This is a genomic window from Pseudomonas sp. E141 (genome assembly GCF_052659885.1).
Genome location: NZ_CP084024.1, coordinates 2,464,031 through 2,481,830 on the forward strand (window position 1 = coordinate 2,464,031; position 17,800 = coordinate 2,481,830).

The following is a 17,800-nucleotide window of genomic DNA, read 5'->3' on the forward strand; positions in this document are numbered from 1 at the left end:
CCGATGATCAGGATCCTGGTGCTGAACAGGCGGAGCCTGGCCGGCCTTCGGTCTTGGTACTCGACGAGGTGAAGGTCACTGCCCGCCACCGCGAGGAGCGCGTGCAGGCCGTGCCGATTGCCATGAACGTGCTCAATGGCGAGCAATTGAACGATGCCGGCATCTACCGTACCGAGGACCTGCAGCAGCGCGTGCCGAGTCTGTTGGTGGCCGTGCCCAGTGCGCGTTACGCCAGCTACGGTATTCGCGGACTCGGTTCGAGCTCCTACAACGATGGCCTGGACGGCAGTGTCGGGGTGTTTCTCGATGGGGTTTACCTCGGGCGCCAGGGCATGTCGCTGGTCGACCTGGTCGATATCGAGCGGGTCGAGGTGTTGCGGGGGCCGCAGGGCACCTTATATGGCAAGAACACCACGGCGGGTGCGATCAACATCAGCAGCCGCGCGCCCACCTTCGAGCCGCAAGGCAATGGCGAGGTCTCGGTCGGCAGTGATGGCCTGCGTCAGTACCGCGGTACGGTTTCAGGCACGCTGATCGATGGTGTATTGGCAGGGCGCCTGACCGGCTACGACGTAGAGCGCGATGGGCTCATAGAGAACACTTACGACGGCAGCCACCTGGGTGACCAGAACCGCCAGGGCCTACGGGGCCAGCTATTGTGGACGCCGAGTGAAACGTTCAGCGCGCGACTGATCGGTGAGTATGGTTGGCAGGACGAGCAGGGCAATGTCTTTGCGGCCAGCAACTACAGCCAGACGAGCATCGATCGAGCCGTCTTCGTTGGCTACCGCCAACTGCCGATAGATCCTTATGCGCGTCGCGTGCAGCAAGACGAACCGAACACGGTGAAGACGCTGCAGACCGGCACTACGTTGGAGTTGAACTGGCTGCTCGACAGCGGCGCCACGCTGACCAGCATCAGCGGTTACCGCGACTGGACCTATGATGCGGACCAGGACGGCGATGGCATGCCGCTGTCGGTCGCCGAAAACGCCGCCGTGAAACTCGATCACCATCAATTCAGCCAGGAGTTGCGCCTGGCCGATTCGCCCAACGAACACTTCGACTACGTGGTGGGCCTTTATTATTTGCGGCAGAAGTTGAACCGCGAGGTGGGCGTGCGTTTCGGCGAGGACGCGGCCGCTTATTTTCTGGGGGATCGCCCGGAAATCGACTGGCTGGGCATTACGCCCGGAATGATTGCCCCGTCATTGCTCGATGGCGCGCAGCAGGACTTCGACGGTCAGCAACGCACTGACAGCCGCGCCGTGTTCGGTCAACTCACCTGGCATGCCACGGACCGCCTGGCGATCACGCCAGGGCTGCGTTACACCCGCGAGCGCAAGCAGGGCTGGTTGTCGCGCAGCGTTTCGGGGTTGGCGCCACTGGGCCCTGACCTGATCTCGCAGTTGGCGGGCCCGTTGCTGCGCAGCGTCGCACTCGGCGGCGAGTACTACCGACGTGATGCGATCGAGGAGAGCAATCTTTCCGGACAATTGACGTTCAGCTACCAGTTTGCCGATGACCTGCTCGGCTATGCCAGTTGGTCACGCGGTTATAAGGCCGGTGGAATCAATCTCGACGTAATCGGCCCCAATGTCTCATCGACATTCGATGCGGAGCGGGTCACTTCGGTCGAGGTGGGCCTCAAGCGCAGCTTCTGGAACGAACGAGGCGTGCTCGATCTGGCTGTGTACCAGGCCGATGTCGACGACTACCAGGCATTGACCAACCGTGCGCCGGCGGACCAGTTCTCGCCGCCGATCCGCGACAACCTGATCAATGTCGGCAAAGTGCGCCTGCGCGGGATCGAACTGGACGCGCAGCTACGTGCCAGCGAACGGGTTGACCTGAGGCTGGGGATCGCCTGGAGTGACGCGCGCTACCGGGATTTCCCCAACGCGCCGTGCTCGCCAACCAGCGCGCAGTGGTCGTGCGATTTGGGAGGTCAACGGGTGTTCAACGCTCCAGAGTGGAACGCCAACGCCGGAATCGACTATCGCTACCCACTGGAGCATGGCCTGGAGCTGTTCAGCGCCCTGGACTACAAATTCCGCAGCGGTTACTACGGCACGCTCGAAGGTGGCCAGGGCAGCTACCAGCCATCCTATGGACTGACCAACCTGCGTCTTGGACTGCGCCACAGCAACAGGCGTTGGGAAGCCGAACTGTGGGCGCGCAATCTGTTCGACGAGAACTACATCACCGCGGTTTACCCTCGGCTTGGTGCAGGTGATTACGGAGTGCTTACCGGCGACCCGCGCAGCATGGGCATGACGTTGCGCACGCGCTGGTAGTTTGGTGGTTGCCGTGATGACGCTCGCCAAGGGATTGGTGCGCGGTGAATTGGTTTTCAGTGATGCTTGTGGGTGATGGTGAGGGGAAGCGTCTGGTGGAAAATCTGCTGGATAGTCCGGCTAGTAGCGACATACGTTGTTACGTGTAATGTATATTATGTTAAACAGAGTGTGTAGAAGTGTTTGCTCGGAATTGCTAGCCGCCTCCACCAACCTATAGCCTCGTTTTCAGAAACCCAGAGCTTCAACCCTATCAACGCATTAGCTCCCAATCCTCATCCTAGATATTGAGCCCGGTTTCACAAATCCCGAGCTTACCCTATCGTGTGCCTGTCCACGTCGCGTAAACAAAACTCCTCGCACATCTTCCAGCAGCCAACATTTGAATCATCCGCAGAATGGGCTAAACCTTGATGACGGCCTCACACGTCGAGCCACTCATTTTAGCTCATCGAGGGTTGCATGGCTGAACCGGCTATCCCATGCCCAATTTTTCCGCCATACCATCTTTGGGATCCGTATACGGAGTCTTTCCCTGAAAACCGTTACGCCTTGGCTTATCTGAAAGGTTTCGGCGCCGACTGCGAGCCTTTCTCTATGACTCGCCTTGGCTCCTGGTATATACGCGCCATCGCGCCTTCCTGGAATCATCCCCAAAAGGACTTCAATGTTGCGACTCATCATCTTGAGTCCATGCTCAACTGGAGCTTCCTCCAGGGCATATCTTTGCGTGATTGGACTGACGAGCAATTTATCGAGTATCTCCGCTTCAGACTCCATCCGCCGGTGAACTGGATCGGTGCAAAGGCCTGTCCACGCTTTGTCGAAAGCTCGTTATTGCCATTCAGCGAATGGGAGCCAAATCAGAGATGGCGGCCGTACCAGCTCAAACTGGACAGCACCAAGGGCGTTACTCCGGCCAGTACCCTGCATATGATTCGGCGAAATTATAATTGGGCAGTAGGCTTCTTCCATTTTTGCAATCTTCATTCATGGACGTGCGCTCCAAAGGGCAAAAGTTTCACTGTGGTGGAAGTCGCCGCCTCGATGACGTCGGCCTTGGGTAAAGATGCGCTCAGCGATCATGAAATGCAGTGGGTTTTTAACCGTGTGGCTGAAGCTGAGCCCAGGGGGCTAAACCCACGGGAAGTCCTCATGTACATGGCTTTCGCTAGGTATGCGAAGATGTCAATTGATGAGGTAACTGAGACTCCTCAAGCCCGTGGCGGTCTTGCTTACTTCGTCAAGAATGGACTTGGCCGCTGGGAATGGCGTAGGCCTGGCTCTTCAGCCCCGAGCGTGGAGCTCAGCCCGAAATTTGGCCATTATTTTGAGGATTATCTGCTTTATCTAGGCATTGACGCTTCTGAACCGCTACCTCAGCATCCTTTATTTCCGCAGCGGAGAAGACCCTCCGCTGGATTGTCCGCCTTCAGTTTGGCCAAGCATCTCGCTGGGTTCAGGACGTTCCTCGGGGATGCGGCAAACCAGAGCCCCGACCCTCTGGTTTCGAGGAGCGAATCCAAATTCAGGAGGATCAATTTAACTATGATCAGGCGTAATTCCACTCTTTAACTGAATATTAGTCGTCTGAACCGGACGCTTGCCCTCGGATGGATGCAACTGTCACTCTATTTGCGTCAGGTTTTGATCGTTACCTGCGTTACCTGAACATTGATCCATCCACCCTCTCCCATAACAAGAATCGACAATAAGGCCGAACGGCGCTGCGTTCGAGCATCGTGTCAAGCAGTGCGCCTACTCGCTATGTGCCTTGGCGATCACTGTGCAGGGATGGGCTTGCTTCCTGAGCGCAACCCTTAACGTCTGCACCATTCTCACGTCCAGGAGCTCGATCAATCACTGCATGCCGTAGTCATGCGCGACTGGGGCTAAAAGCCCCGCCTCCTAGCCTTCCCAGACATGAGCCATCGGGACGTTAAAGCAGCGGCGCGTTACAGCCTGATTTCGCAGGGGGCGGGTGAGCTGCGCCAAGCGATCCTCAACCCGGAATGGGTGTAAATGGGTGTAAGAATGGGTGGTGGCCACTGCTACTCAGCCTTGATCCGCTTACTCACCGACGTCAGCCTGCGCTTAACGCCGATTTTTGGATTCAAAGCCAGCGCCTCTTCGTAGACCTGGACTGCTTCGGCGTACTGGCTCAACTGCTCGTGTGCAAGCCCTTGGACTTTGAGCGCTGTTGGCTTCCAGGCAGGGTTTTCATCTGCACCGAGCGAGCGGGCACGCTGTACAGCGGTCAGGACTTCCTGGGTGCGCTCGTCTGTCAGGTCGCCCTCCCCCAAAATCTTTTCTGCAGCGAGGATGATGCGGTCGTAACGGGAGGAGTTGAGGTTGGCATCGCCGAGCTGATCAGTATCCACGAATTGGCCATGAATGTCGTACCGGAAGCTGCCCATGTCCTTGAACAGCGCCATGAGTTCGCCGGTGCTCTCGTCCACTTCGTAGCTATCAGGCCATCCGGCCTTCGGAGTGACATTGTACATTTCGACCCGATTGACCAGGTCAAACAAGAACACCTTGTTGCCATGATCGGTTGGGCTGTTGGCGGTGGCGCAGAATGCATATTTCCCGTGCCTAGAAATACCGCTGGTGAGAATATTTGCCGTCAGCTCTTTAGCTAAGATCACAGAACCGCTGGGATCGAAAACGCTGAACGTCCCAGACAGAGTGCTACCAAAATGCCAATCTTCCAGGCAAAACACGCCAGCGTCACACACGTGGCCATTGTTTGGCCTAGGCATACTCCCATGGCAGGCAACGGTACCGCTGCTCACATCTGCAAGCACGTAGGCCCCTAAGCCGGACTCTCTGTGACCTCCCCGACCCGCTGACGGATCAGAGTCTCGCCAGGCGATCGCCCACTTCTTGGATTGGGAAAGCTGATAGATGCCGTAGAATTCAAGCGATTCGACTCTGAGAAAAAGCTTATCTCGTCGGATCTGAGGAGCGGCCTGAAGCTCTTGCTTATCGTCCAATGATTGAGCCCGAGCAGGCTGGTGCTTTACTGCGGTAGCGGATTTGACGGCTTTGGGCCTGTTGAACAGCCAGCTGAAAATGCTCATCTCCTACTCCTTTGGAATTTGAGCGCATTTGGATGGAGGGGCGTTTCAAGCAATACATCTGCGTCAGCCGACATATCCATGATCGATCTGCATCAGCACCTCAATAACCCGATCTAAGCTTTCCTGATCTTTCACAAACTCCAGCGGTGTCATGCCATCGAAGAGGTTCCTGGGCGTCGACAGCCACACAGCTGCTCTGGCTTTGCCGCCGAACACCGTTTCAGCTTTTTGCCACACAAGATCGAAATTTTGCACAACCCCTCCGCACCATCGAATTCGCCATCACCGTGTGAGCCTGGCCAGACGTCAATCACGCTGGGGTTGCGCTCAGAAGGAGATCCATGATCTCTGGGCTGGTCAGCCTCATACCTGAGCGCTCATTTCATAAGAGTATCAAGCCACTTTCCATGAAGCGACCTCAATAGACTGCAAGAGAACCTCCATAAGGCGTTGAGTGTGTGACCCATTGCTTGGGCTTGATTAAGTCGGAGTGCTCAAGCGCCGCCCCTTCGACGTCGTTGGAGAGGTGGAATGAAGCGGAAGCGTCGCCCAGGTACAGCCGAAAGCCTGTGCCTGGGTGAGAACTGCTCTTGGCATTCTAATGGATGCGTTGCGCGTGGCCCTACGGGGACGGCTTTCGTGAACCGTGTTTCGGGCACCAGGCCTCAACACGGCCCTTCGGGCGTCCATCCTCACGCCTGCGCGCTCCGCTTGCAATCGCCGTAAAGAGATGCCGTTGCTTGGATGGGTGCACAACGACCTGTCAGTACCTTGGCGGATTGAAAAGTGCTGCTGAGGCTGCGAGTACGGTGGTTAAGACAGCTGCACACCTAGGCCCACTGACCCGATTCATCAGAAACGATGGATAAAACGCCGGTTTGCGCCATGTCGGCGTGTGGTCATACAGGAGTAACCTGGTGAGGCAAGATCAATCCGCAGTGCCACGACCTGGAGAAGGTGTAAACCCATTTTTTGCACTGTAAACCACAGTGGTTAACGGTGTTAAAAAGGGATTTACACACTGCTCTTTAGAGGCTGGGAACTGGGCATAACGGGACATATGCTGTGCCCCCTTCCCGCTTTATGGCCATCGCACCAACTCCAGTTCCTTGAGGCGGATGGCCATTGCCGAATCCGAGACGCCGAATTGCTGGGCAAGTGATACCAGGTTCTGGTTGTTGAAGCGGGTGCATCGCGCCAGCGCCAGCTCACGTTCTCCCGCCTCTTTTGGGGCGTAGAGGAGCCGATCTGGATTGTTGGGGTCGAGGTGATAGGCAATCACGTCGCTGAAGCGCAATTGCCCCTTGCAGCAGAACATGAATTCGAACCGTTCCCTCACCAGCTTTTGAGGCATGAGGAAGCAGGCCGCGAAGCGATCGGCTTGTCGCTCTGCGGGTGCACGTGGTGTTTGCAGAGGACTGCCGTCAAAAGCGCGGTCGCGGTGCATGACAGTTCCTTCGTGAAGCACAAGATGGCCGATCTCATGCGCGCCGGTGAAGAGCTGGACTTTGTCACCAAACTCAGTCGCGACTGCGATCTTGTTCGATTGACGGTCAATCAGGCCCGCGATACGAGTACCGGTGTTGTGCCGGTTGAACTGGGCGTCTCCCAAGGAGGGATGCTCATGATAGTCGTAACCGCAGACCATGGCAGCGATCCGGGGGCTGCGCATCATCATCGGCGGAATATCTTGATCTGGCCAAAGGTACCGGCGATCACGGTAAATCTGCATGAGCAGGTCAGTTGCTGCTTTCTCGATTGAAGCTTCGTTCATGGCAGAACACCACATGTAGGCTGTAAATTACAATTTAGCCCAATATGTAGTGGTTTAAATATATGGCCAACCTATCGTATGGATTTTTCCGATGAACGGGTTAGGAGTTTGGCACAAGAAAAGTGATTTCAGTTCGCCATCTTTAGGATCGCCCTGCTCCAGATTGTGTGCGAGGATTCGGCCACGGCGATGTCGGACGAGGGCGTGCCAGAGCGCTTTCAGCACATCAAGCCCTTGATGTCGGACGCTGTAGCGTTTGGGGCCATCAAAAGGATTACAGGAGGTTTGACAAGAAACATGGCATTGGATGTCGCGTTTACCCGGCACGGCTATCAGGCGGACAAATGCAACGCGTGGCCATTGCGCGTGGCTTGTCGCTGGATCCGGAGGTGATTTTCTTTGACGAGCCTACGTCGGCACTTGACCCGGAGTTGCGATGAAGTGCTCATGGTCATGCGAAATCTAGCCGATGCGGGAATGACCATGCTGGTGGTAACCCATGAGATGCAGCTTGCTCAGGAAGCAGCCGATCGGGATTTTCATGGTTAGTGGGATTGTGGTGAAAAATGCCGCTGCAAAAGACTTTTTTTGCGATCAAAGCGGGGAGCGAATCCAGCAGTTTCTTTGGCGGTACTAAACAGACCTGAAAGAAAACTCGGGGCTGATATCAGTTTTTAGGGGACTTCTTAGAAACCGCTATCAGCCCCGGGGCAACAACGCTCGTATAACTTCATCAGCGAGGAATCGCGCTTCACCCTCACGTTGGCCAATCGACCACCACCACTCAAGGGATTCATCGCTGAAAACATCACGACCACAGTAAATTTTATAGTGTCTTATTGCCGCCTGGAGCGCTCTCATCGCTATTCGTAGTTGCTTCCTGGGATTTGTTTATGTCCTCTATTCGCTCTAAGCCTTCAAGTGGAGCGATACCAATTAGCGTTCCGATTTCTTGGAAAAGTGGCTTTTGAACATCCAGCTTTTTATGCGCCTCCTTGGTTATCTGATAGTTTGGGTTCGTCAAGGCTAGCAGATTCACTTGACAGTCAGGGCTTCTTGTTGAGTTCGAAACATGATTGTCAATCGTATCGCCAGAAATTGTTTTTCCACTTTTCACATCGATCCTGACTTTGAGATTCCCGTCTACAGCGCTGCCATCTAGAAAACTCAACTCTTCAAAAGGGGTCTGGGTCAAATTGCTTACAAGATCTTTAACCTCATCGGTAGTGCCTCTGACATTGAGATCGTGCCCCCCATCGGGCAATTTGTGATGGTTGGGCGAGTTATCTCTAAACTACTGGTATTCCCAGCGTATATCGCTAAAGCGGAAAGATATCTGTGCTCAGCCTTTCTAGCAATTTCACCGGTAGAAGTTGATTTTTGAGGTGCGACCGCCTGGCTTGTGGTGCTTTCGGCAGCTTTAGGGGTTTCTTCACTTTCTGTGGAGGACATAAAGCTCACCCTATCTTTATGAAAGCGCCAGCCTCATCGGCAAGCATATTTTGTTTGTCTGAAAAAACACCAATTATCCCAGTCAAGATGCGAAATCGAGTAATCGACCGTCCAGTCGGATCTGGCTCGCTTTGGTTAGGTAAAATACAGGTGACTAGTTCTTCGGTATCGTCCGGTTGCTCACTTACCTTAATATCAATAGAGTTGAGTGTTTTATTTTCATGGCTCAAGAGCTTATGAAACAACTCATGTAGGAACTTAATGATGCTGGCTACATCTGAATTGTCGAAGTATTGAATATCAAAGCTTTCCTCTAGTTCCCTGTCAAAATAGACCGTAGTCTCTTTTGTAGGGAATGAGTTCGCAATAACCTCCAGAAGCGACTGTGATATCTCTTCACATCGCACCGTTTTGAGACCTTCCTCGATTAGAACTCCATTCTCTTGCTTGTAGATCACAAGATTTAAACTTACAGACATTTTCGCTCCCTCTTGAACAAGGTCTGATTTTCTTAGCAAGCCTAGGATAATCTGGGTCAGATCGTCCTTGATTAGTGATATTTGGAAACACATCAGCTGACTTTACCAAACACCAGAAAAAATAACTGATACCTGTGCATCTGGCATCAGCGCAAAGCTAACGATTCCGGACGTTGATCGTACCGGTGGCTCGTGCGTTCACTTCCAATGGGTATAAAAGCGGTAGCTACTACTGCACTGCAGTGAGGTGAAGCCTTTTGAAGCCAAACATCATGATCCCAGCATCCCACTGCCGGGGTGGCAGTTGATGTACTCGAAACACTGGGCATCGGCAGAGATCACTGACACCTCATGGTACAAACGCAGTGCGATCTGGAACTCCAGTGTTCGCACGTACCGCATAAAGCCACCGAAGATTGCCAAGTGAGTTGGGTGAGTTTTGGCCCATGCCTCAAGATGAGCCAACTCATCGAAATGCGCAAGCCCGAAACTCTTTTCCAACGGCTCTCCCGTCGTGGTGTCCAGCACCCAGATGCACTCACCAGTACGAAGGGCGGGCATGCCAGGAGCGCAAGAACGGCCCCCCTTAACCCAGCTTATCCCGGCAAAACGCTGAGGCTGATGGCGCAAGAGCCAGGCAAGCATGATCAGTCCGGCAGTTGCGTAGCGAAGGAAGGACTGCAGCGGTCAGACCCGCCGCGATACCTTGGCGTGTGGCCGCCAAATAACCACCCAAATCAGCCGCAAACATTCCGAAAACCAGCCCGTAACGCTCACGCCGGGATTCGGATGATTGCGTAGCTACGTCTGCTTTCACTCGTACCTCGATGACGCCTGGCGTCGTGAGGTTGTCTTTGTCGCTGGGGATCACACAGGCAATACAAACCAAGCTAAGTCAGGGCTTCTTCCCTTCGGACGCCGTAAAGTCTGTCGAAAGCGAAACCGTAACCATAGCTGCCTCCAATTACTTGCAGCAGAACTGCTGGCGCACGCTAAGCGTGCTAATGCATCATGAATTGATTGATACCCCTTATGGATGGCCCTTGTATATGAAGACGGATCTCAATCACCAGTTAATCGTCGTTTCTGAAGACGGGGAGCAAGGCCGGGAAGGCTCGGTAGCACGCAGCCTACGCGAAACCCGAGAAATGCTCTTCAATGAGAAGTATCCATGGAATTGGGCAAACGCTTTAGCATTCCGGGCAGCGGAAAACGTAGCGAACACGATTCAATCTGTACCTGACGAAATCGCAATAATTACGACAGAGGCATCGGCCTTATTCTCCTTCCCCCCAGGACATCCAAGACGAAAACTGGTTTACGTCCGGCACCCCTCCTCCTCGACCCTTTACTATCCAGTCGCCAGTTTTCATCGAAAAGCCTTCGAACATAAATTCGCCGAGGCCATTCGCCTGCTTACATCCTTAGGCGCCAAAAAAATAAGAGTCGAGCACGAAAAAGGATGGGCGCGTGGCTTTGGTGTTGATTTTTCAGCGAGCGTACCCGAGGCAAACGCGCAAGGTTCGGCAGGCTTTTCATCCTCAAATAAGGCCGATGAACGCCTTCTGTTTGTGGCCACGTTGAAGGGGCACGACGCGCCAAAAATCCCCGATAATCTTGTGTGGTTTCCTCACGAGCCCGTGTGGCAGCAAATTGCCAGAGATCGAATCGACTGCGGACTTGAGGACTTCGATCTAACAATTAGTTATTCGGATGATTTTGGCGTGAACGCCAAACTCATCGCGAGTCTGACCAAAGGATCATTCGAATTGGGAGGGACATTCGAGGAGCACGAAAGCACCACTTGGCGTATCACCGGAGAGTTTAGCCAACCTCTCGATTAAATCGTCTCTAGCTCTCAGGTTCATCCCTCCAGCATTGGCTGTTCATGTCTGCTGAAAATAACCGCTTGGCCGGTCTCTGCCGGTCACGGTGGCTGAGCTCGGCGAAAGGCGCTCTTCTAGTGTCTAATGACTCAGGGATAAACTCAGGGATAAATCACGGCTCTCGAAATTTCACGGACGAATGGCCCACTGTCTGGCTAGCCGGAAAATCCCTGGTGTAGTAGCTTTGGGCTACTACGCTTCGTCATTCAACTGCCGCGCAGGCGGCGTGGAATGCCTCCTTCCGATGGGATGTTTTACCCGTTTGGAGAGAGGTTTGCTCTGGCGAGCTTTCCCCACCTAGTCTGATATGGATATCAAATGCCAAATCTGATTTGCATCGATTTCGTCGACCAATCCCTTATTGAGCAATTTTCTGCCGATGGGGTCGGTTTTCCAGACCGCACCATGTTATGTCCCGAAACTGGTGTGCTCGATACTTCCGTGCTGGAACGGATGATCGGCATGTCCAGATCTCTTCGCCGGATCGAGCAGGCGAACGTGAAACCCGGATTTCGAGTAATGGACTTTCAAAAGACCTCCATTGGTCGTCTGAAGCTCCTACTCAAGGACTTGTTCAACCTCCAGCAGCGCTTGCTCAAAAAGTCGAAAAGAATTGACGGATACCGCAGCTGGGAACGAGTTGTCATGAACGACATAGACCCGACCTGGCACGAACTCAAAGGCGCAGCGGCGCAGCGTTTCGGTGAGCTGACTCAGGAAGACCAAGACACTTTGAGCACCATGCTCGAAAAACGGCTTGATTGGGTTGATAGCGGGAAGAACTGGGAAACCGGACTAAAGGACTTCATTAAGAGTCGCACGTACGTCGATCAGTTAGGTGGAATGGTGGGGATCCTGTTCGATCGATTGGCGAGCTGGAACGAGCTCGACAACGAAGAGCGTCGAACGCTGGCAGATGGCGTCTATGCCATGGCCACGCCTTTCGGCCACGAGCTACTGGGTATTTTCTTGACGTGCCAACCTGAGCTGATGGGGTACTACTCCACGATGCTGGAGGACGAGAGGAAGGCCAGACGGGTTGGCGTGATAGACTCGGTAGAGCAGCCAGGTCAGACAGCGACACCCGTCGAGCCGCCGACTGCATCAATACCCCCCGCCGCACCCTTGAGTCTGTATGCCCTCTATGCTGAGCTGTTTCAGTTAGCCGAGCAGGCAAAAACTGATTCAGGCAACCTTCACTATGCCGAGCAAATCGAGGCGCTGATCTCCTCAAACCTTCCTCGTCTGAAGGAGGAATACTCACTCAGCGATGATACGGTTCGCAAAATACTTGGCGAGTGCATCGACGTTCTGATCAAAATTGGTCGTGAGCTGTCACTGCAGAATTTCGATGACGAAGAGTTTCTAATGGCCTTTAAAACGGCCTGGCTGGAGTTCTTCAACGAGCGTTTGCAGGATGAGGTACCGGAAACTTTCTTGGCTGATTTGACCGACGAGCGTGAAGTAGAATCGGTAGAACTCAAGACCCGTCTTGAGCAAGCTCAAGCGCAGTGCGTCCAAATCGAGAACGACTTGGCTGGTTTCAACGAGAAACTCAAGGTTGCCAATTTTCGTGAAAAAGGTGAATTGCGCAGCAGCATTACCGAGGCAGAAGAGTCTCGCGTCAAGAGCAATAGGCTGCACCAAGAGGTGGAGCAGCAAGGATGTGACCTGTTGCTGCCACCCGGGTACCGGCTTGATTCACTCTCGGCAGACGGGCAAGAAATTGATCTGACACCGGACGCTTATCACCCCTCCACCAAGGCTGCCTTTACGGCCTGGTCACGAACGTCATCTGCTGATCTGGCTACTCCGCCCCTTCCCAATCCTCTTGGTACACAAAGTAAAACCCCTGTTGGTGATATATCGCCGGCCTCTGTGGTTGGTTTAGGCGCGGATGAAGCTGACGCAGGCGATGAAGAGCCTCCGACCGCTGACGAGCCACAACAAATGGCTGCTCCCGAGGCTGCCTCAGAGCCAGCATCTCTTCCCGAGCCTGAAATCAACATAGCGCTTGAGCCCTCCGTCAATTTTGTTGATCCGGTTGAGAGACAAGACGCAGCTTCAGATCCGACTCTCACCAGTATCGAGAACGATGTAGCTGATGAGTCAACTATGCAGGAAGCGTCGGAAGATGAAGTCAATGTCTCTCGATTCTTCAACAAGCCAAGGGAAACCCTAGAGCGGCTGGAGCATTGTCAGCAGACGATGGATGTCGTTCCCGCGATTGCAGTAGAAAACATCGCATTGCTTTGGTTGAAACGCGGGCAGCTTCCACTGGCCAGCAAGACGCTGGAAATTGCAGGTCGAATGGGCCTTGCGGGTGATCTGTTGTCGCTGCCACTGGTTCAGGCGGCATACCATGGCATGCACGTTTGGCGTGGTGACTCTGCGACCGTAACCCGGGTTCAGCAGAACCTGCATCAGCTGTCCTCGGAGATCATTGAAAGCTGGATTTATCGACGCCCAGGTGGACGTGTTGTTCCCTACCTGGTGTTCGCCGCTACACTTCAGCCCACGTTGTTCTTCGGAATGATGACCAACGCGCCACGCTTGCTCGGCTCTGTCCTCGGCAACTTCGATGGCCCGGTGTCCCGGTTGATCGAAGAAGTGGTCAGTTTCTCCAGCCACAATACTCGTCTGGATGTGGATACCCTGCGTGAGCAACCCACAAGCAACGACAAAGAGGCGCGTGACAAACTCGCCGCCCGTCTTGTTGAGTGGCAAGACCGTATTTTGAACAAACAGACCGGATGGGCTCCGGCTCGCAAAGCCATGAAGGAATGTTTGGCACGTGAAGACTTTGATCTCACCTACAAGAGTATCACCAGAGACGATGCTTCACGGATAGACGACGTGCGTGCGTTTGCCGATCTGTATCGAGACAAGGATGAGCAGTCTCGGCTGATGACGGCTGAAATTCACAAGATGATGAACGAAAGCACCTCCGCTCCGCAGATCGAAGGCAACGCTAAAAATTGGTTCCTAAGGTCAATTGACGAGATCGTTGACGTCGCCGATCGGTGGGTCGAAGGGCATAGCCTGCTGGGTCGACGCACCAGCGAAGTCAGTAAGTTCGCCCCACGCTTCCTTACGATGCTTACTGCGGCGTCCGCGCACCTAGAGCAGCGCCTCCAGAACACCGAAGATCCAGAGCAGCAAGCCGGCTTACTACTCGCCATCAGTGTACTCCAACGTATCAACAAAGTGGCAGAGCGACATGAAGAAACGATTTGGGAGATCTCCCGAATCAATGGCTGGCTTCAGTGGCCTTCGGAATGGCTGGCCACCTCGCCAGACGACAATCCTCATCATCAATTGGCCCTTTTGACGAGCCTGCTTGAAAAGGGCGTCAGCGATCTGGAACTTGCCGATCAAGCGCTGGAACGTAAGAACTTCCGTCATGCACTGCTTCTGACCCTCAACCATGAAGACGTCCACAAGGGCTCAATGGCGGAGAACATCGAAGCGATCAAGCGCTCGTTCTTGGAAGATGTTCGCCAATGCAACCTGCGAAGCGATCAGATAAGGGGGTTGCTGGATAACGCGAACATCGCCTCGCTGATCGACGATGAACGACATTACCAACTGCGTGGCGAGCTTGAGCACCTTCAGGATCAACTCAAAAGCCTCAAGGCGCTGGATGACATTGGCGAGATTCACCACAGCTTAGACACCCTTGAGTCAAGCATCGTAACCAAGTTCACGACCAAGAAGCAGGAGCTTGAGGCATCCCTGGATTCACTCGTTAACCAAGCTTTGGTTGATCGCGGGGTGGATTGGGTACCCGCAGTGTGGCAGGAACAGATCCGCTCGGCGCTCAATACACATGACACGACCGTCGCCGAGGAGATGCTTGAACATCTCAAGCACTCGTTGGACAAAGGCGAGGCGCTGCAAAGCGAGACCGAATCTGGTACTGAGCTGCTCAAGCGCTTTCTCCTGCTTGAACCACAGCTCCATTCAATGCTGAGTCAGAATCGCAATCCTCGTGAAGTGATCCGCCATGTTTCCAGCGCAAGCTTGAAAGGTTTGTCTTTGGACACCTTGCCTGCCTACTACAAACTGGCCATCGAGGATCTGATCAGCCTGCGCCGCCGCGTCAAGTCATTGGACAAAGCAACCTACGAAGAGCTGGTACGCATTCTATATGCCTTAGGTCTTGAGGCCGCGACACCCTTCTTTAGTAATGCGACCTCGCAGCGTACCGCCTTCTCCTCGCGAAGCCACATTGCCCACCTCACCTTGAACGTGAGACGGCATGATACGGGGCGTGGGATCGTGTTCTTCAACCAAAAATCTGAAGAGCAGGCCCTCAACGTATTGATTGCCAACGGCGAGTGGACGCTCACTGAGCTTCGCACACTGCTGACCGAGCAGACCCAGTTCCTGCACGAACGTACGGTGTTGATATCGGCAAAAGAGCTTTCGAACGATGAGCGCAACGAGTTGGCCAAGTTTTCAAAACAGCAGAAACATGCGCTACTCCATGTCGATCCCGTCCTGATGACCATGTTGGCTGGTCTCAACGTACCGGATCACCAACGGCTCAAGACCTTCCTGCAACTAAGCTTGCCATGGACGTTCAGTAACCCGTACACCGGCAACCAGATGCAGCCGGCGCCACCGGAAATGCGCTATGGGCGCCAGAAAGACATTAAATCGCTGACCACCATGCGTAACGGTGCAGCCATGATCTTTGGTGGCAGACAACTGGGTAAAACAACGCTGCTCAACGAAACACGGCGTTTGTTCCACAACCCTGAGCTTCGTCACCATGCCTTCTTGTACCAAATGGATGGAGACCTGGATCGCGCCAACCTTTCTGGCAATGAGCTCGAAAAACACCGGAATCGGGTTTGGCAGATGATTCACCACGCTGCCGTCACGAGCGGTTTGGTCAAAAATTCGCCCCCCTCAGACGCTGATGGGATGGTCGATGAGCTGCGGGATTATTTTTCCAAAGACAACCCAGATGCGCTTATGGTTTGTCTCGACGAAATTGATCCGATTCTGGGACTTGATGCTGCGAACGGCTTCCGCATTTTCCGTGAGCTCAGTGGCTTAGTGAACAACAGCAATGGCCGGTTCAAGGTCGTAATTGCGGGTCTGGAGAACGTACGCCGGTTCGCTGACGCCCCGAACTACCCGCTGCACCAGCTCGGCAGTGCTATTCAGGTCTCGATCATGAGCCCTGCAGAAGCGCTTCAGCTCATTCGCGAACCACTGGGGCATTTGGGTTATGAGTTCGAGTCTCCCTTGCTCATGAACAGGATTCTTGTCGAAACAAACCGCCATCCCGGCCTGATTCACATTGTCTGCCATGAACTGATCCAGACCCTGAATGCACGTCACAACCGTCGCGTGGGATCGGTCACCATCACCGCTGAAGACATCGAGCAGATTCGAAAGGATCCGAACATTCGACAGCTCATCTGCGACCGCTTTGACATCACGCTGAACCTTGACCTGCGTTACAAGTTGATTGCCTACAGCCTGATCTCGCAAAGCACCAGCAGCTTCTCTCCCAGCCGTGCGAAACTCATTGTCCAGGAGTGGGCTCCGCATATCTTCGAGCCGATGACCGATGCGCAGTTTGAAGCGTTTCTGGATGAGCTGTGCGGCCTAGGCGTACTTCAGTACATGCGGCGCACCGAGGGCGGCAAGGAATACGCTCTGCGCAATACCAATATCATGAACTTGGTGGGCGGCCAACAGAACATCGAAGACAAACTGCTGGCTGCAGTAGATGCGATCAATGAGAACGACCCATTGTCCGCGCACGCATATCCGGTTAACGCTACACGCCCATCCCCGCTTACGCTGCGAGACGAGAAATTGCTCATCAGCGAAGAGGTGCGTGAAAAGCCTACATTTGGTGCCATTGAGGCGCGCTCTTCAAACTACTCCGTCGGCATCATCACAGGGTCGGAGGCCTTGGGGCTGGATCCTCAGTGGATGCTTGAGTCTCTCCTGGCAATTGGGGAAGAGGAGCCTGTCCTGACCACCAACCAGAGCTCTGGCCGCTACGTTCCAGCTCACAAAAGAGACACCGATCTCGGCTCAGCCAGTGAGTTCAAGAAGCTGTTGGTCGAGAGTGTCATTGGTGTTCAGTCGCTTCGCAAGAACATCATGTTCTTCGTTGAGATTACAGGTGAACAACCGATCAGTCTGACGTTGGATCTGCTTGACGTTGCACACGAAGCACGACTGAACACCAACGCCAAACGCAACCGCGTTCGGGTCATTTTCCTCATGTCGCCGCGAGCCCTGTGGCAGTGGGAATCTAATCCTCAGCTCACCCAAGGCCGAGAAACCATGCAGCCCTTCATCGCCTTGGATGTCTGGAAGAAGACCGCAATGGCGCACCTGCTGAACAAGCTAAACCTTGAGAACACTTCAACATCGACCAACACCTTGGAAAGCTATAGCCAGGGATGGTACTTCTCCTTGGACAGGCTGTTGGCTGCCAAGAAAAAGAAATCCGATGTAGTCAAGGTGAGCGGCTTCGGTGCGGCCTACACATCTGTGCTTCAAGCCAAGCCCAAGAGCATGGAAGAGTTCCTCGGAAAGACCGGCGTAACCGCTGTGAGCTGGGGGCGGCAAGTGCTGAGCGCGCTGTGTGAGCAAGAGCGCTTCGATGAAGAAGATATTGAGTTGCAGCTCATGGATGACTATGGGGATGTCGATCCACAGCAGGCACTTCGTTGGTTGACCCGCTTGCGCCTCATCGTTCCTTGCAGAGTGGCTAAGAAAAATTTCTATCGCATTCCTGAAAGCATTAAGGCTGCCCTGCTCAGCAGGGCGCCTCAAGAGGCCAAGGCCTAAT

The 17,800-nt window shown here is 54.1% G+C and carries 11 protein-coding genes; 5 read left to right on the plus strand and 6 right to left on the minus strand.

Annotation, left to right across the window (positions count from 1 at the left end):
* Positions 1–53 precede the first annotated feature (53 nt).
* Together GKKCFE_RS11110 and GKKCFE_RS11115 are read left to right on the plus strand one after the other, a co-directional pair.
* Positions 54–2,297, plus strand: coding sequence for a TonB-dependent receptor (locus tag GKKCFE_RS11110; protein WP_445577838.1), 2,244 nt, complete (start codon positions 54–56; stop codon positions 2,295–2,297).
* A gap of 462 nt (positions 2,298–2,759) precedes the next feature.
* Positions 2,760–3,872 (plus strand): hypothetical protein, encoded by a 1,113-nt coding sequence (locus GKKCFE_RS11115; protein ID WP_341637522.1) that lies wholly within the window; start codon positions 2,760–2,762, stop codon positions 3,870–3,872.
* 476 nt (positions 3,873–4,348) lie between these two features.
* Here GKKCFE_RS11115 and GKKCFE_RS11120 read toward each other — a convergent pair whose 3' ends face one another.
* The 3 genes from GKKCFE_RS11120 to GKKCFE_RS11130 all read right to left on the minus strand — a co-directional run bounded on the left by GKKCFE_RS11120 (position 4,349) and on the right by GKKCFE_RS11130 (position 7,154).
* Positions 4,349–5,380, minus strand: a complete 1,032-nt coding sequence (locus GKKCFE_RS11120) for a tetratricopeptide repeat protein (protein WP_445577839.1) — start codon at positions 5,378–5,380, stop codon at positions 4,349–4,351.
* Between the two features lie 63 nt (positions 5,381–5,443).
* Positions 5,444–5,635: an MbcA/ParS/Xre antitoxin family protein gene (locus tag GKKCFE_RS11125; RefSeq protein ID WP_065880518.1), complete on the minus strand. Its 192-nt coding sequence runs from the start codon at positions 5,633–5,635 to the stop codon at positions 5,444–5,446.
* Positions 5,636–6,461: 826 nt separating this feature from the next.
* Positions 6,462–7,154, minus strand: coding sequence for an ImmA/IrrE family metallo-endopeptidase (locus GKKCFE_RS11130; protein ID WP_065880517.1), 693 nt, complete (start codon positions 7,152–7,154; stop codon positions 6,462–6,464).
* 344 nt (positions 7,155–7,498) lie between these two features.
* Between GKKCFE_RS11130 and GKKCFE_RS11135 the strand changes: the two genes are divergently transcribed.
* Complete coding sequence (locus tag GKKCFE_RS11135) at positions 7,499–7,594, plus strand: hypothetical protein (protein WP_133337773.1); 96 nt, start codon at positions 7,499–7,501, stop codon at positions 7,592–7,594.
* Between the two features lie 386 nt (positions 7,595–7,980).
* On the opposite strand, the gene GKKCFE_RS11140 is transcribed toward GKKCFE_RS11135, so the two are convergent.
* The 3 genes from GKKCFE_RS11140 to GKKCFE_RS11150 form a co-directional block, all read right to left on the minus strand.
* On the minus strand, positions 7,981–8,349 hold the full coding sequence (locus tag GKKCFE_RS11140) for a hypothetical protein (RefSeq protein WP_445577840.1): 369 nt from the start codon (positions 8,347–8,349) through the stop codon (positions 7,981–7,983).
* 262 nt (positions 8,350–8,611) lie between these two features.
* On the minus strand, positions 8,612–9,085 hold the full coding sequence (locus tag GKKCFE_RS11145; protein WP_341637518.1) for a hypothetical protein: 474 nt from the start codon (positions 9,083–9,085) through the stop codon (positions 8,612–8,614).
* Positions 9,086–9,355: 270 nt separating this feature from the next.
* A complete protein-coding gene (locus tag GKKCFE_RS11150; protein WP_341637517.1) occupies positions 9,356–9,730 on the minus strand; it encodes a phenylacetaldoxime dehydratase family protein in 375 nt (124 codons plus the stop codon).
* Positions 9,731–9,933: 203 nt separating this feature from the next.
* Between GKKCFE_RS11150 and GKKCFE_RS11155 the strand changes: the two genes are divergently transcribed.
* Together GKKCFE_RS11155 and GKKCFE_RS11160 are read left to right on the plus strand one after the other, a co-directional pair.
* Complete coding sequence (locus GKKCFE_RS11155) at positions 9,934–10,929, plus strand: hypothetical protein (RefSeq protein WP_341637516.1); 996 nt, start codon at positions 9,934–9,936, stop codon at positions 10,927–10,929.
* Positions 10,930–11,289: 360 nt separating this feature from the next.
* Complete coding sequence (locus GKKCFE_RS11160; RefSeq protein WP_341637515.1) at positions 11,290–17,799, plus strand: hypothetical protein; 6,510 nt, start codon at positions 11,290–11,292, stop codon at positions 17,797–17,799.
* Position 17,800 lies beyond the last annotated feature (1 nt).